This window comes from Pseudomonas sp. 9.2(2024), assembly GCF_039695385.1.
GTDB lineage: Bacteria > Pseudomonadota > Gammaproteobacteria > Pseudomonadales > Pseudomonadaceae > Aquipseudomonas > Aquipseudomonas paraglycinae.
On record NZ_CP155585.1, the window covers coordinates 5,122,333 to 5,137,762 of the forward strand.

The window sequence follows — 15,430 nt, forward strand, 5'->3', positions numbered from 1 at the left end:
TCTCCTGTCACTGTTTGCGTTGCTTGCGGGGCGCCGGTACTCGCCGGCGATGAAGAAGGTTTTCGACAAACCACACTTCCCGGAATTTAACGGACGTCGAGTTTTGGGCTGTCGCTGTAACCTTGACGTTGACCCGCTCGGTACCGGTGAATGTCACCTCGGTACGCCCCTGTTGATCAGTGACAGTCTCGATCTCACCCTGAGGCAGCGGATCGAGTTTCCAGGTCACCGAGGCGCCTGCGATGGGGTTGTCGTAGTCGTCCAGGACAATGGCGCGGTAGGTCACCGGCGTTCCGATCAGCACGGTGCTGTCGGGCACGGGGAAAGGGTTTTGGGCTCTCAAATGGAGTGTGGCCATATCCGGCCCGATTTCGATCCTCGGTGCGGCCGTCTCCTCACCCAGATCCAGCCTGAAAACGGGAGTGACGCTGCCCATCCGGCTGTCCGGGAAAAACTTCACCGTCGCCGTGCCGTTGACGTCGGTGGTGATCATTGGAGTTTCAAACCGGCCCAGCGTGGTGGCGCAATGAACATTGACGTTCAATCGCGCCTGGCCTTCGCGGTTCTTTACCGTTACGGTAAATTCGGCAAATTCGTCCGGTTTGTTAGCGATCAACCTGACGGGGTCGGGCACCGTCGTCCAGTGCACGATCACGTCCAGCCCCACGGCCATGACGTCGTCAGCGTAATTCGGTTCGGTCGTGGTCGTCAGGCTGGCTCTGACAAGGTCTGCGACGTACTCATAGTCGGCATATTCGCTGTCCGGTGGCAGCTTCCCGAGCTCGAGGAGTGTCCTGGCACTCTGACCGGTCTTTTGGGCAAACAAGCGAATGCGTGTCAGCACATCGAGCTGTTGCAGGGTCACGACCAGGCCTTTCGACGGATTCACATGGGCAGCGCAGATGCGCACCTCATCCACGCTCCAGTTGAACAGCTCGGCGAGCCACTTCGCGGCTCGCTCCTGGACCAGCTCAAGCCCGTGATTGCTCAGGTTGGCCGGCAGCGCGTTAACGCGGCGCAGATAGTCAACCAGCCTCGTTTCCGGCTGATCACTCATGCCCAGGGCACGTTTGTAGACTGTCAGGTAATACAACGCTGAAAGGTCGAATGCGTCGACCGAGTGCAGACCGAACCATTCGCGATACCCGGTCGCGATGAAGTGAGTGAGAAATTCACCGCTGAGTTCCAGCCTCGCGACCACGGCGCTGCGTCTCGAGAACTCGGCCAACACCTGCAGAACAGGATCGCTCGACGGGTCTTCCCGCCGCAGCACAGTAGCGCTGTCCTTGGAGGCTTCCGGCAATCCGAGCACCTGAGCCAATACGAAATGCACATTTGCGCCGGACCAGCCAAGCACCTGCAGAACCAGATCCGGCTTCAGACCGCTATAAGCAGCCAACCCCTCCTGAACCATACTGTTCTGACTGGCGCGGCAACGCAGCACCACCGCCAGAATCAGCGCCACCAGACCTGTATCGAGGCTCCCCGTCTCCAACAACACGGCCCGCTCCGTCATTTCCCGGGCGTGGGCTTCGTAGGTCTGATCCGCTGACTCAACAAAATCACGAATCAGTCCCTGTTCGTCAACCAACGTCCTCAACGCCCGCAGCCACTGGCGATTGTTCGACAAGGGCTCGATACCGGCCATTTTCAGTACATCTTCCGTCACCCGAGCCACCGGGACCTGCCGACGCCATTGATCAAACAACGAGAGTTGTCTTTCATCGGGCCGGCTCGGTGGCCAGGCTGTTGCTTGTTGCACCACCCAGTGCACCGGCAACTGCGCGGTCCGGGCCCATTGCACGCCATCCATCAAGGCATGCATCACACTCAGTACGTCCGGCTTACCCGCTGATTGTTGGTTGTTGATCTGCGGCACGCCGGCCAGTGCGTTCACCCAGACCTGACCTCCCGTCAGATTCAACAACAGGACCGCCTCGATCGGAGTAATCCCCAGTAACCGGGGCAGCCTGACCATGCGATAAAAACCGGACACGATCGGCAAGCTGCACTTGAGTTCAGCCAGGCCGTGAGCGGCGGCAATCAGGTTGGCGAGGTAAAAATAGGTTTCCAGATCAATACCCAGGCCTGCGCACAATTGCTTGACCGTAATCAGGTCGGCAGCGGTCACGGGAATCACCGGGAAGGATCGGTCATCAAGTACCAAAGGACGAGAACCGGTGGCACCACTGTTGAAAACTCGATCGTATTGGGCACGCTCCGTGCCGCGCCCGAAAACGCAAAGCGGCCCGATAAAGGCGGCGAAGTCTTCTGCGGTGCATCCAAAGACCTCCCGCAGTGCCTGGAACAGCCCGATAGCTCGCAGAGTATTGCTTGTGATCCAGTAGCGAGAGGGGGTCGGCGGGGGCACTTCAGCGAGCATTGCCGCAACGATCAGTCGATCGGTTTCGTCACTGGCCAACCGCAACCAGTCAGTCAGTCGCAATATACGATTGGCACGATCAACCCGCTCGGAATGGTCGGGCTCGTCGGGCTCGTCGGGCCTCCCCATATTCTCGAAACGATTGAGAAGGCCCGAGTCCGTTTTGACAATGGTAATGGACGGGGTCTTTGCCTCATGAACAAAGACAGACCCATGGTCCTTGCCTGTAACAGGGCCCGTGACGACACCCGGCGCATTTTCGGACAGGAAGGGAGTGAAACCTTCAATCGAAAGCAATGCCTCAAGCGCCGGCGTATCCAGCTTCGTTCTTTCATTGAAAACGTGGACGAGCCTCAGATTACCAATCGAAATTCCCTTGAGACCGAGGTATTTCTGGTAGAACTCGTCGCCCCCGTCTGGAAAATGACTCGCCTCGGTCAGGATTGTCCGCTGTGATGGACTCAACCGTGAAGCTTGAACGAGGGCGTCATCCGACTTGTCGCTCCACGGTGCCGAACGAAGAAAGCACGGATACTGCAAATCGCACAGACGCACCACGCTGCCCACCGATTCGCCATGTCCCTTCAGTACATGATCGAGCGTAACCCAAGGCCAGTGAAAGGGCAGTTCCCGAGGAAAGGCCTTCTGGTTCAACGCCTCATCGAGGTTTTGAATGGGCCCCTGCGTGGCGGTGATGAAGTGCTCCATGATGTGGCTGATCACTTCCACCGACGGCACTGCACCATGGACGGCCTTGACATCGATCAGCAGTTTTTCGAGATCCGTACGCCGGCCAACCAGCGGAAGGTCCTTGCCATCGGTTTCCCCCAGCCGATGCAATGCCCAATGCAACAGGGCTGTCAGATACGCCGCAGGCGAGTGAATGGCTTCGATCGCATCAGGCGGGCATAACGCGTCGAAGTTCGGCTTGAACAACAAGGCGTAAGTCGGACCGTTATTGAGCCCCGAACGCGCAACAGCTCTGGCATCTCTGGCAGTCAACTGGTGTTCGATGAACTGCCGCAATACCACGGTCGACAGCACATTGAGGCGCTGCTGGAACTCCCCGGCCTGCTGCCGGTTCAGGCCAAAATCGTGCATCAACCCGTCGACGCCTTTCTGCGCCAGTACGGCAACCGATCCCCCCGCCTTGAAAAAACGTGTCAGAGCCGTCGTGGACGAGCGCTTGGGTTTACCGACCGCTTGAGTGAACATCTTCTGAGCGATCTGAGCGGGAGAGCGGTACATGTGGATGCTCCTGGGTCTGAAACGAGTTCCAGTAAAGGAACGGCGCCTTTCGCATGGTGCCTGCAAAGGATTTGGCGTCATCGAGCGGGTGGCGTCTACTGTCAGAACTGACAGTAGACTTGACCTTTGGTCGGATTAAGCCTGACTTGGCGGTTCGTCAGGCGGCGCGACATCGAATCGCTTGCTGTCCGCTGGCATGGAATGTTTTCCACCCACGACCTGTACGGCACAGGCCCATTGCGGGCCAGCAGGCAGATTTCGCTCCGATATTCCGGCCCAACGTCCGCCGTTGGTCACAAGAGACTTGGCATGTTTATCCTCGGAGTCATACCAGGCGACCACATCAACCTTCGGACCCGCCAGAGCACCGCCTGCGAATCTGGGCGTTGCTCCCTCCCACTTGCCCTCCGACGGTTCGTTGAATGAGGGTGGGGGCGCAAGGCGCTGCAGGGGTCTTGCCTCGGACCAACCGGAGTGGAACTCCCCCTTGCGCTGCTCGGTGACGAGTGAAAGGTCGGTGCCGGTCCCTGGGATTTCGATCCGGCAAAACCATGTCCCGTTTTCCTGGACCTTGGCCTGCCCCAGCTCCGCACCACCCGGCAAAGCAACCACGACGGTATCTCTTGCGTATCCGAACCCGCAGATCACCGCAGTACGTCCGACAGCCTCACCACTACCTGGCGTTTCAATGTATGCCTTGTCGGGAACGATCGTGACCTGCACATCCTCGCTAAGTGGCGACTCCTGATCCTTGAAATACTGCCTGGCTTTCAGTACGCATGGCCCCACTGGCCGTGTGAAATTCTGTTTGAAATATCCATCGCCAAAATGCGGATAAATACGAAAGGGAACGCCGTCGAGATACACATCGACCTCAGTCCGGACGAATCCTTTCCCTGCTCTGGCATAACCTTCGACCGTGAATGTACGGGGGACCGATGTTCTTGTTGTTGGAAAGTCGATCCTTGGCGCATACAAAACCACTTTGAAAGCGACCGAAGTGCTGGGCAGCGATTGCAAGTCACCCAGCACCTGTATGGCGAAAACGGTTTGGGTCAGGTAGTCGAGTTCCGTGAGCTGTACCGACCAGGCATTCCCTGTTGCGAGCGTCTCTCCCAACCGGTCGAGGGTCACGAAATCGAAAACGCTAATCGTGAAGCCGTCGATCCCGCCGGTGCCGTGCAATACCGGCAAATGATCCGTTTGCCCACCGGGTGGTGGGGTGATCACCGGTACGCTCACCGCTATATCGAAGGACATGGACACCGGATTAGAGGTTTGCCCGCCGAAAGTCTGCGTGACCGTGACCGTGTGCCTGCCGGGGCGAAACGCCGTGGGGCGCTGTAAGTCCCATTGCCCGTTCTTGTCCGTATCCGTAACCGGATAGGGGGTAGTATCGTCGCTGAACTTGATCGTCAGCACCGCTCCCGGCCAGCATTGGCCAGCAACCGTTGCAAACAAGCCGTTCGGGGTCACTTTTTCGATAACGGCAGGGGGGGCGGAGATGACCACCGAAACAGGCGGTTGAACCCTTTCTGATTGCAGCGTTGTGAACCACTGAATGGCCGTAACCTGATACGTACCAGGAGACCAGCGTGCTGTTGCCGTGCTGATCCAGGTCGTATCTTCGGGAACGTCGACGATCGGCACGATCGCGGAGCTGGCGCCCTCCAGTCGGACCTCGATTCTGGAGGCCGGTTGACCGGACCAGTTCCTGCCCGTACCGGAAAACGTAGGAATGCCGTCCGGGCTGACGCGCACACTCAATGTTGGACGAGGAACAGGCACCACGACCGTGGTGCCCTCCGATATCCAGTCCGAATAGATCGGCTGCCCTACACCGTCGGGCACACTTTGTCGGCCACCGATCAGCGAAGTACCCGGCAACCAATCGGGAAAGAACACCGACCAGGGAGACGTTGTCACGGTAAAGGAGTGGAGAGGCGTCCCGTTGTTCACGACGTGGAGATAGAACGTCGCACTGATATGTCCGACACCTCCGAGGGTCACCTTGCCTTGGGCATCGACCTGTACCGTCAGTTTGCTCGGTTGCGGGGGTTTTATTTTAAATGGCCGATAATCGCTTCGATCGGAAGGCACTCCCAAAGTCTGCTGGGCAGTAAGGCGGACTTCGCCGGGAGCGATACTGGCCGGGATAACGACCGGTACACTCCAGTCATTCCCTGCTACCGATTGAAGAGTGCCAACCACCGCATCATTCAGATCGAGATGGATCCTCATGATGGCCCCGACCTCGCCCCCCGTGCCGCTGACCGTGAATGAACGGTTCTGTTCTGATTGGGCGGCGGGTTGGGTAATGACAGGCAATCCGGGCAAAACGAAAACAGGCACCTTGTCGGACCATGTCGTTTCCCCGGCATAGTCCTGGCTTACATGAAAAGTGAACCGCCCGATGGGGAGCGGTGTGGTCAGCCGTATGCTCCACTGTCCGCCTTGGGCCGTTCCAGATCCATAGAGAATCACCCCACTATCAGCCTCGTAGACCTTGATTGTCGCTCCCGAATGGCCCTTGCCATTGATCACCGGTTGACGCTCTCGCAGCGAGTCACCGGATTTTGGAGAGTCAATGGTGACAGCAGCCACCACCAGATTCACAGTGACACGGTTGGACTCGTCTGAAACAGAATTCCGGATAGTCTGTTTGGCGTAGAAAGTCAGCGTCTCAAGGCCGGGGGGAAAGGCGACAGAGGCAGTCCACCCTCCATCGGTCGCAATAACCGCAGTAGCGAGTTGAGCACCGCCATTGGCATTATGCAGGGTGATAGTTCCAGCGTTAGGAATGCCTCGCGTGCCGGTAACCGTGAATGGAGTCGTTGCCACATTCCCTGAGGGGCTTGTAATGACGGGCGTGGCGGGCTTGAAGGTGAGGACGATGTCCACATCCATTTCTACGTCACTGGCACCAGATCTGTCATAAATGTATTTGAAGTAAACAGTGGCGCTCCCGCTCGGTGAATTAATCCACCCGGTAGCTTCCAGCGTATTCCACTGGCCGTTTTGGTTACCTATATCATTCCAGGTGAAATCCCATGTGTTCTGACTGCTGGCTCTGACATATAAGTTGCCCTTTGTCCCTCCATTAGCCTTGGCGTTATAACGTGATGTTCTGCACTTGAATTGACTACCGTCCGCAGTAAATTCACTGAAAAATTCCAAACTGCACCAATAGGCAGTGCCTGCAACGGTTTTGTACGCTCTGATCTCTTGTCGTTCCTCCAAAACTTCATCTGACTGGATGAATGATGGCAACGTCGAAATGCTCGTGTCTGGAACATCATTTTCAATGGTGCCTTCTTCATGATCTTCCATAACCTGCTCCTCGACGGGATGTATAGGACACGAGCTGACCGTTCTCATTAATGCCAATTCGGTTATGGCCGACACCTGTAAAATCTGACAGTCCCGACAAACGGTAACTCTTCCCACAGCCCGGTTCGGCAGCGTCCTGCAAGTCGTAACAACGGGCTACGACGGCTTGTGCCATTGCCTACAAATCACTCAGAATCCGCCGGCTTGTGCGCCTTGGCGTTGCCCCGTAACTTGATCGTGTCGCTGCCAATCAGCGGCCGGGTTTAGTCGCTCGGGCAGGTATTACGAAAGGTGTATAAGCGTCATCAAGTCGGGTACTCCCTATCCCCGCACTCGATGGTGGCTGTACGCAGGGCGCCCTCGGGCGCGCCGGTTTTTCGTAATTCCTCCCGGTCGACTAACCTGCGTTCAGCCGCCACCCCTCGTTTAGTCGCGAGGTGGTGGCAGGCCCACTAGAGGATTTACGTTTATGTTCAAAGCAACTCCAAATCCACCACTGGACACCGACCCAACAGAACCGTCCGATCAACCCGATCCGGTCTCCCCCTACGCCTCCGTCGATTCAAAGAAACTCCACGACGCCGCTCACCGGGCTCTGGATTTCTACCTCAATCCCTCGCCCGAAAAACCGCGCAATTCCGTGGATCGCGGCATGCAGATGTTCAAGGTCGATCCCGAGATCAACCCCGAAGCCATCGCCATCCAGACCTACGAAACCTTTTCGTCAGTCAGCATCCTGCTGCTCGACCTGGCCGACAGCCTGGACGACAAGCCGCGGCATCTGGCGATGGCGATCTATCAGTTGAGTGAGTTGGGGCTGTTGCTGGTGGAGAAGACACTGGATAACGAGCGGGCGATTGCGATAACCGCATAAGAAAAAAGGGCCACAACCTTCGGCAGGTTGTGGCCCTTTTATGTTTTCAGGCCGAAGCCGGCAACGGCTGAAAACTGAAATACTGCTTCAACGCCTCGACCAGTTGCCCATACTCGGGCGGTGTCCGGTACAGGCTGAAGCCGGCGTCGTAATGCTGGGGGGTCGCGTCTTCGTGGCACCACAGACAGCACGCCGTCAGGTCGATGACCTGCTGACAACCCTCGCCCAAAGGGATTTTCAGGCGCAGGTTGAATTCGGCACCGATCATCATCGGCAACTGGCTGATGAGCATCAAACCGTCTTCGGACACATTGCCCAGAAAGCCGATAGGTTTATCGGTGACGCTGTTGAACACTCGCAGAAAATATGGCAACTGATGCCGTTCGATTCGACGGTCGGTAAACATACGCAATTCGCCATGCAAGGCCCCTGACGGAGCCGCACTCTCGCTTCGGAACGGGCCTGTGCGTCAGACCCGCTCTCCCCGCTCCCGGTGTGGCGCTCGCCACGTGCATCTCATGCCAGTCGCAGGTGTTGCGCCGGTACAGAATTCGATCTGCAGCGGTTTCATTCGACTATAGCTCACCCTATACAAGCAGCCAGCTTTTGTATGACAACCGCCATCAGAACCGGGTTGGACGTACCACGGCGGCAGCGCTGCGAGTCGGGTAGTGACCCAGGCTCTGCAGGGTTTCCAGACGCGCGCGGGCGCGGTAGGCGTATTCGCTGTTGGGGTACGAGGCGATGATGAACTGATAGGTCTGCGCCGCATCGACGAACATTTTCTGCCGCTCGAGGCACTGGCCGCGCATCATCGACACTTCCGGCCACACGTAAGGGCGGGCACGGCTGGCGCGTTCGACCTTGGACAGTTCGAGCATCACTTGCTCGCAGTTGCCCCGGTCGTAGGCGCTGTAGGCGTTGTTCAAATGATGGTTCATCGACCAACGGGTGCAGCCCGACGCGGCGAGGACGCTGAGGGCAAGGGCGGCAATGGGCACGAATCGCATGGGGGGTTCTCCTGTCTTGTGCTCTGTATCGACCCCTGGTCGGAAATCTTCAGGCGCGTTTGTCCCAAAGTTGCCGTGTTCAATAAAGAAAGTATTAAGTAGTGCAAACGAACAATGACTACACCCCAAGAGCATAGTAGCCTTCGCTGGCGCTTGAACTTGAGGAGTCTTTGCATGTCCGTCCGTCGTACCAAAATCGTCGCTACCCTTGGCCCGGCCAGTAACTCGCCGGAAGTTCTCGAACAGCTGATTCTGGCTGGCCTGGACGTCGCCCGTCTGAACTTCTCCCACGGCACCCCCGACGAGCACAAGGCTCGCGCGAAGCTGGTGCGTGACCTCGCTGCCAAGCATGGCCGCTTCGTCGCCCTGCTGGGTGACCTGCAAGGCCCGAAAATCCGTATCGCCAAATTCGCCAACAAGCGCATCGAGCTGAAGATCGGTGACCAGTTCACCTTCTCCACCAGCCATCCGCTGACCGAAGGCAACCAGCAGGTTGTCGGCATCGACTACCCGGACCTGGTCAAGGACTGCGGCGTGGGCGACGAGCTGCTGCTCGACGACGGCCGCGTGGTCATGCGCGTTGAAACCGCCACCGCGACCGAGCTGAACTGCGTCGTGACCATCGGCGGCCCGCTGTCCGACCACAAAGGCATCAACCGTCGCGGTGGCGGCCTGACCGCTCCGGCCCTGACTGAAAAAGACAAGGCCGACATCAAGCTCGCCGCTGAAATGGAAGTCGACTACCTCGCCGTGTCCTTCCCGCGTGACGCCGCCGACATGAACTACGCCCGTCAACTGCGCGACGAAGCCGGCGGCACCGCCTGGCTGGTGGCGAAGATCGAACGCGCCGAAGCCGTGGCCGACGACGAAACCCTCGACGGCCTGATCAAGGCTTCCGACGCCGTGATGGTTGCCCGTGGCGACCTGGGTGTGGAAATCGGCGACGCCGAACTGGTGGGCATCCAGAAGAAAATCATTCTGCACGCACGCCGCCACAACAAAGCGGTGATCGTGGCGACCCAGATGATGGAGTCGATGATCCAGAACCCGATGCCGACCCGCGCCGAAGTGTCCGACGTGGCCAACGCCGTGCTCGACTACACCGACGCCGTGATGCTGTCTGCCGAATCCGCTGCCGGCGCTTATCCGCTGGAAGCCGTGCAGGCGATGGCGCGCATCTGCGTCGGCGCTGAAAAGCACCCGACCAGCAAGACCTCCAGCCACCGCATCGGCAAGGAATTCGAGCGCTGCGACGAGAGCATCGCGCTGGCGACCATGTACACCGCCAACCACTTCCCGGGCGTCAAGGCGATCATCGCGCTGACCGAAAGCGGCTACACCCCGCTGATCATGTCGCGTATCCGTTCGTCGGTGCCGATCTACTGCTTCACCCCGCACCGCGAAGCCCAGGCCCGCGCGGCGATGTTCCGTGGCGTGTACACCGTACCGTTCGACCCGGCTTCGCTGGCCCCGAACGAAGTCAGCCAGAAAGCCATCGACGAGCTGGTCAAGCGCGGCGTGGTCGAGAAAGGCGACTGGGTCATCCTGACCAAGGGCGACAGCTACCACACCACCGGCGGCACCAACGGCATGAAGATCCTGCACGTGGGCGACCCGCAGGTCTGAGTGACCGGTTGCTGAAAACGAAAAGCCCCGCCATGTGAATGGCGGGGCTTTTTCATTTCAGATTGATCGTTCCCACGCTCCGTGTGGGAATGCCTCAATGGACGCTCCGCGTCCGCTTCGGCATGGGACGCGGAGCGTCCCGGCTGCATTCCCACGCAGAGCGTGGGAACGATCGGTGCACGGAGTGCGGCGGCGGTCGGCGGATATCTCAATGGCGTTTGATGAACCCGGTCAACGCCGCCAACGCCTCCGGCGAGCGCAGCCGCTGGGTGAACAGCGCGCCCTCCTCCTCGATCACCTTGCGGATCAACTCGCGATCCGGCGCGCGCATCAGTTGCTTGCTGATGCGCACCGCCTCGGCCGGCAGCTCGTCAAACCGCAGCGCCATCTCCCGCGCCTTGGCCAACGCGGCTTCGCCACTGCCCAGCGCCTCGGTTGCGATGCCCCATTGCGCCGCCTGCTCACCGGTGAAGCCTTCACCCAGCAACAACAGCTCCGATGCCTTGGCCTGCCCGAGCAAGCGCGGCAGGATCAGGCTGGAACCGAACTCCGGGCACAAACCGAGGTTGACGAACGGCATGCGCAACCGCGCATCCCGCGCCACGTACACCAGATCGCAATGCAGCAACAGCGTCGTGCCAATCCCCACCGCCGCCCCGGCCACGGCGGCAATTACCGGTTTGCGGCATTCGAGCAGTTCGAGCATGAAGTGAAACACCGGGCTGTCGAGGTCGCTCGGCGGTTGCTGGATGAAGTCGGCGATGTCGTTGCCGGCGGTGAAACACTCAGCGCTGCCGGTGATCAGCACGGCGTTGATTTCGGGGTCGTGATTCGCCTGTTTGAGCGCATCGGCCAACTGGCTGTACATGGCGCGGGTCAGGGCGTTTTTCTTGTCGGGACGGTTGAGGCGCAGGGTCAGCAAACCGCGTTCGCGGTGCAGCAGGATGGCTTCGGGCATGGCAGGTCTCGCGTCTGAGAATTCAGCGCTCAACCACGGCTCAGGAAGACATCGGCCAGCAGTTGATTGCGCGGCAGTCCGGCCAGGAACAGACGCTTGGCAAACGCGTCGACACTGGCAGTCGAGCCGCAGACTAAGGCCAGGGTTTGTCGGGAGACAAGGCGCAGTTGCGCCAAAGCGCCCGGCAACTCGGCCGCCGTCCACCCTTCGACGCTGAGGTTTTCCCGCTGCGCGGCCAGTGCTTCAAGGGGTTTGGCCAGGTAATGCCCGTCGGCATCATGGGCCAGATGAATGACGCGGATGGCGCCCCGATGATCGTGACGCAAGGCTTCGCGCAACACACCGAACAACGGGCCGAGCCCGGTGCCGGCGGCGAGCAGCCACAGCGGCCGGTCATGCCAGTCCGGGTCGTAATGCAACGCACCGCCGCGCAGTTCGCCGAGGCGGATCGGGTCGCCGATCTGTAGGCGGCGCGCGGCATCGCTGAATTCGCCGGGCTGGCGGCAATCGAGGTGGAACTCGAGAAAGCGGTCTTCTTCCGGCAGGCTTGCCAGCGAATAAGGCCGCGCAATGTGGCCGGCCCATAGCACCAGATGCTGGCCGGCGCTGTAGCGCAACGGCCGCTGGGGTGTCAGGCGCAATCGCAGCACGCTGTCGCCGAGCCAGTCCAGCGCTTCGACCGTGGCCGAGCGACCATCGGTGACGGGGTCGAAAGTATGCACCTGCAAGTCTTCGATCACCTGGCACTGACAAGCCAGCCGCCAGCCCTGATCACGCTGCTCGGCGCTCAAGGCATCGGGGCGACTGTCGGCGGGCAAGCCCTGCACGCATTGCACCAGACACGCATGACAACTGCCGGCGCGGCAGCTATAAGGCACCGCCACACCGTTCTGAAGGAGGGCATCGAGCAGGTTGCTGCCCGCTGCCACCGACCACTGTCGTTCACCGACCCGCAGTTCAGGCATCGACGTTCTCCCACGCGGCTGCGCAACGGTTGCGCCCGTCACGCTTGGCCCGGTACAGCGCCTGATCGGCACGCTGCAAGGCATCGTCCAGATCATCGCCCAGTTCCAGCAGGGTCATGCCGGCGGACAGGCTCAGGTTTTTCACGTTCAGGCCCACCAGTTCGACGTCGGTGAAGGCGATGCGCAGCCGTTCGCAACAGGCGGTCAGGCGCTCGGCGTTGCAATCGGGCAGCAGCACCACGAATTCTTCACCACCATAACGCGCCAGCACATCGCCGTCGCGCAGACAGGCCCCGGCCACCCCGGCGAAGGCTTGCAGCACCTGATCGCCGGCGGCATGGCCGTGAATATCGTTGATGCGCTTGAAGTGGTCGAGGTCGATCAGCGCCAGGCCATGCACCACGTCGGCCTCCATCGCATTCAGCTCGCGGGTGGCCAGGCGCAGGAAATGCCGGCGATTGAACAGCCCGGTCAATTCGTCGGTGGCCACCAGGTCTTCGAGCTGGCGCATCATCCCGCGCAGGGTGTCCTGATGCGCCTGCAAGGCGAACCGCCGCTGGCGCATGCGTTGGCGCGACGTCTGGACGAAACGCGCGTAAATCACCAGCCACGCCAGCACGATCAGCAGAATGCACGCCTGCAACGCGGACAGCGCCGGATCGTGAAGACGCATGTGATAACCGTCCCACAGCGTGATGGCGCAGAAGCTGAAGAACACCAGCATCGCGCAGCGCACGAACGCCCGTTGTGAAAGATGGAACAGGCCGAACAGCAGGATCAGCACATAAAAGACCAGAAACTCGCCCCGAGCCTCCTCCAGATGTGCAATCAGCCACGTCTGCCAGCAGAGGCCAAGCAGCACTTGTGCTTCCGTCAGGCTCGGGTCGGAAAAACGCAGGTTGCAGCCAGAAAAGAATAGGGCAAACAGGGTCGCCTGACTGATTACCACCAGTGCGCTGCCGACGGCGACGCCGGCCAGTGAGTCATTGTAATGACCAGTGAAATACGCCAGCCACAGCAGCAGCAAAGCCAATCCATAGGTGGCTGCAGCGAGGGCGAAGCGTTTGAGCAAAAGACGTTGAATGGCGTTATGGGTCAATCGTTGACTCACCGTGCGATAAGAGGCTGACCGAGTGTCCTACTCTACAGACCGGCTGCCACTTTAGTGGCCCAGTCGATAAATGACCATTGATTTTCGGGCCGGGTATTTGGCGTCAAAAACCTGCAGCCATGCGACCAACGAATGACTCCCGGCAGATGTGCCCGCCACCGAGGCGCGGTATACTGCCGCGCCTTTTTAGCGTCGCGCCAGCAGCCCCGGCGTGCCTTGAAAGGTGTCTGCGACCGACCGATGCACCCAAGCCGCAGGCACCTTATTGAATGTTCCCGTCTTTTAGAGGAGCGCGACTCATGACCGTGATCAAGCAAGACGACCTGATTCAGAGCGTTGCCGACGCCCTGCAGTTCATTTCCTACTACCACCCCGTGGACTTCATCCAGGCGATGCACGAAGCCTACCTGCGCGAAGAATCGCCAGCGGCCCGTGACTCGATGGCGCAGATCCTGATCAACTCGCGCATGTGCGCCACCGGCCACCGGCCGATCTGCCAGGACACCGGCATCGTGACCGTGTTCGTGCGTGTGGGCATGGACGTGCGTTGGGATGGCGCGACCATGAGCCTGGACGACATGATCAACGAAGGCGTGCGCCGCGCCTACAACCTGCCGGAAAACGTCCTGCGTGCTTCGATCCTGGCCGACCCGGCCGGTGCGCGTAAGAACACCAAGGACAACACCCCGGCAGTCATCCACTACTCCATCGTTCCGGGTAACACCGTGGAAGTGGACGTGGCGGCCAAGGGCGGCGGTTCCGAGAACAAGTCGAAAATGGCCATGCTCAACCCGTCCGACTCGATCGTCGACTGGGTACTCAAGACCGTTCCGACCATGGGCGCCGGCTGGTGCCCACCGGGCATGCTGGGCATCGGCATCGGCGGTACTGCCGAGAAAGCCGCCGTCATGGCGAAAGAAGTGTTGATGGAATCCATCGACATTCACGAGCTCAAAGCCCGTGGCCCACAGAACCGCATCGAAGAAATGCGTCTGGAGCTGTTCGAGAAGGTCAACCAGCTGGGCATCGGCGCCCAGGGCCTCGGTGGCCTGACCACCGTGCTCGACGTGAAGATCATGGATTACCCGACCCACGCCGCCTCTTTGCCGGTGTGCATGATCCCGAACTGCGCCGCCACCCGTCACGCGCACTTCGTGCTCGACGGTTCCGGCCCTGCTTCGCTGGAAGCGCCACCGCTGGACGCCTACCCGGAAATCGTCTGGGAAGCCGGCCCGTCGGCCCGTCGCGTCAACCTCGACACCCTGACCCCGGAAGACGTGCAGAGCTGGAAGCCGGGCGAAACCGTCCTGCTCAACGGCAAGATGCTCACCGGTCGCGACGCCGCGCACAAGCGCATGGTCGAGATGCTGAACAAGGGCGAAACCCTGCCGGTGGACCTCAAAGGTCGCTTCATCTACTACGTCGGCCCGGTTGATCCGGTCGGTGACGAAGTGGTTGGCCCGGCTGGCCCGACCACCGCCACGCGGATGGACAAGTTCACCCGTCAGATCCTCGAGCAGACCGGCCTGTTGGGCATGATCGGCAAGTCCGAGCGTGGCCCGACCGCCATCGACGCGATCAAGGACAACAAGGCCGTGTACCTGATGGCCGTCGGCGGTGCCGCTTACCTGGTGGCGCAAGCGATCAAGAAGTCCAAGGTCCTGGCGTTCGCCGAGCTGGGCATGGAAGCGATCTACGAGTTCGAGGTCAAGGACATGCCGGTCACCGTCGCGGTGGACAGCAAAGGTGAATCGGTACACATCACCGGTCCTGCGATCTGGCAACAGAAGATCAGCGAAAGCCTGGCGGTTGAAGTGCAGTAAGCGCTTCATCCGTCAGTGAAAAGGCCGGGCGGTCAGCAATGACCGCCCGGCCTTTTTTTTCGCCTGCCATAAAGTGCAGACAAAGACACCTGTCAGATCTGA

The 15,430-nt window shown here is 60.0% G+C and carries 10 protein-coding genes; 3 read left to right on the forward strand and 7 right to left on the reverse strand.

All coding sequences use genetic code 11. From position 1 onward, the window contains the following. Positions 1 to 7: 7 nt before the first annotated feature. Entirely contained in the window at positions 8 to 3,631 is a 3,624-nt protein-coding gene (locus ABFB52_RS23050) for a Tc toxin subunit A (RefSeq protein WP_165369539.1), read from the reverse strand. A 135-nt stretch (positions 3,632 to 3,766) separates the two neighbouring features. Next, the gene (locus ABFB52_RS23055; protein WP_129973148.1) at positions 3,767 to 6,961 is read right to left on the reverse strand and encodes a hypothetical protein; all 3,195 of its coding nucleotides are present in this window, start codon (positions 6,959 to 6,961) and stop codon (positions 3,767 to 3,769) included. 469 nt (positions 6,962 to 7,430) lie between these two features. Between ABFB52_RS23055 and ABFB52_RS23060 the strand changes: the two genes are divergently transcribed. Beyond that, positions 7,431 to 7,835 (forward strand): DUF6124 family protein, encoded by a 405-nt coding sequence (locus ABFB52_RS23060; RefSeq protein ID WP_085745230.1) that lies wholly within the window; start codon positions 7,431 to 7,433, stop codon positions 7,833 to 7,835. Positions 7,836 to 7,881: 46 nt separating this feature from the next. On the opposite strand, the gene ABFB52_RS23065 is transcribed toward ABFB52_RS23060, so the two are convergent. Together ABFB52_RS23065 and ABFB52_RS23070 are read right to left on the reverse strand one after the other, a co-directional pair. Further along, positions 7,882 to 8,241, reverse strand: coding sequence for a PilZ domain-containing protein (locus ABFB52_RS23065; RefSeq protein WP_129973149.1), 360 nt, complete (start codon positions 8,239 to 8,241; stop codon positions 7,882 to 7,884). A 217-nt stretch (positions 8,242 to 8,458) separates the two neighbouring features. Continuing rightward, positions 8,459 to 8,845: a hypothetical protein gene (locus ABFB52_RS23070; protein WP_011335675.1), complete on the reverse strand. Its 387-nt coding sequence runs from the start codon at positions 8,843 to 8,845 to the stop codon at positions 8,459 to 8,461. A gap of 174 nt (positions 8,846 to 9,019) precedes the next feature. Between ABFB52_RS23070 and pyk the strand changes: the two genes are divergently transcribed. Further along, positions 9,020 to 10,471: a pyruvate kinase gene (pyk, locus tag ABFB52_RS23075; protein ID WP_007951250.1), complete on the forward strand. Its 1,452-nt coding sequence runs from the start codon at positions 9,020 to 9,022 to the stop codon at positions 10,469 to 10,471. A 208-nt stretch (positions 10,472 to 10,679) separates the two neighbouring features. Here the strand turns inward: pyk and ABFB52_RS23080 are convergent, their stop codons facing one another. From ABFB52_RS23080 to ABFB52_RS23090, 3 genes are read right to left on the reverse strand one after another with little or no spacing between them, the layout of a single operon-like run. Next, complete coding sequence (locus ABFB52_RS23080) at positions 10,680 to 11,429, reverse strand: enoyl-CoA hydratase-related protein (protein WP_102687231.1); 750 nt, start codon at positions 11,427 to 11,429, stop codon at positions 10,680 to 10,682. Positions 11,430 to 11,458: 29 nt separating this feature from the next. Further along, complete coding sequence (locus ABFB52_RS23085) at positions 11,459 to 12,394, reverse strand: iron-sulfur-binding ferredoxin reductase (protein ID WP_102717246.1); 936 nt, start codon at positions 12,392 to 12,394, stop codon at positions 11,459 to 11,461. After that, complete coding sequence (locus ABFB52_RS23090) at positions 12,387 to 13,493, reverse strand: GGDEF domain-containing protein (RefSeq protein WP_129973150.1); 1,107 nt, start codon at positions 13,491 to 13,493, stop codon at positions 12,387 to 12,389. The genes ABFB52_RS23085 and ABFB52_RS23090 overlap by 8 nt, the downstream gene beginning before the upstream one ends. A gap of 311 nt (positions 13,494 to 13,804) precedes the next feature. On the opposite strand from ABFB52_RS23090, the gene ABFB52_RS23095 reads away from it, so the two are divergent. Further along, positions 13,805 to 15,328 (forward strand): fumarate hydratase, encoded by a 1,524-nt coding sequence (locus ABFB52_RS23095; RefSeq protein ID WP_007960181.1) that lies wholly within the window; start codon positions 13,805 to 13,807, stop codon positions 15,326 to 15,328. Positions 15,329 to 15,430 lie beyond the last annotated feature (102 nt).

Bases quoted from the DNA above. Each gene is read 5' to 3' on its own strand.
- pyk (WP_007951250.1), top strand. From the start codon at position 9,020: ATGTCCGTCCGTCGTACCAAAATCGTCGCTACCCTTGGCCCGGCCAGT.
- ABFB52_RS23050 (WP_165369539.1), bottom strand. From the start codon at position 3,631: ATGTACCGCTCTCCCGCTCAGATCGCTCAGAAGATGTTCACTCAAGCG.
- ABFB52_RS23085 (WP_102717246.1), bottom strand. From the start codon at position 12,394: ATGCCTGAACTGCGGGTCGGTGAACGACAGTGGTCGGTGGCAGCGGGC.
- ABFB52_RS23060 (WP_085745230.1), top strand. From the start codon at position 7,431: ATGTTCAAAGCAACTCCAAATCCACCACTGGACACCGACCCAACAGAA.
- ABFB52_RS23080 (WP_102687231.1), bottom strand. From the start codon at position 11,429: ATGCCCGAAGCCATCCTGCTGCACCGCGAACGCGGTTTGCTGACCCTG.
- ABFB52_RS23065 (WP_129973149.1), bottom strand. From the start codon at position 8,241: ATGTTTACCGACCGTCGAATCGAACGGCATCAGTTGCCATATTTTCTG.
- ABFB52_RS23070 (WP_011335675.1), bottom strand. From the start codon at position 8,845: ATGCGATTCGTGCCCATTGCCGCCCTTGCCCTCAGCGTCCTCGCCGCG.
- ABFB52_RS23095 (WP_007960181.1), top strand. From the start codon at position 13,805: ATGACCGTGATCAAGCAAGACGACCTGATTCAGAGCGTTGCCGACGCC.
- ABFB52_RS23055 (WP_129973148.1), bottom strand. From the start codon at position 6,961: ATGGAAGATCATGAAGAAGGCACCATTGAAAATGATGTTCCAGACACG.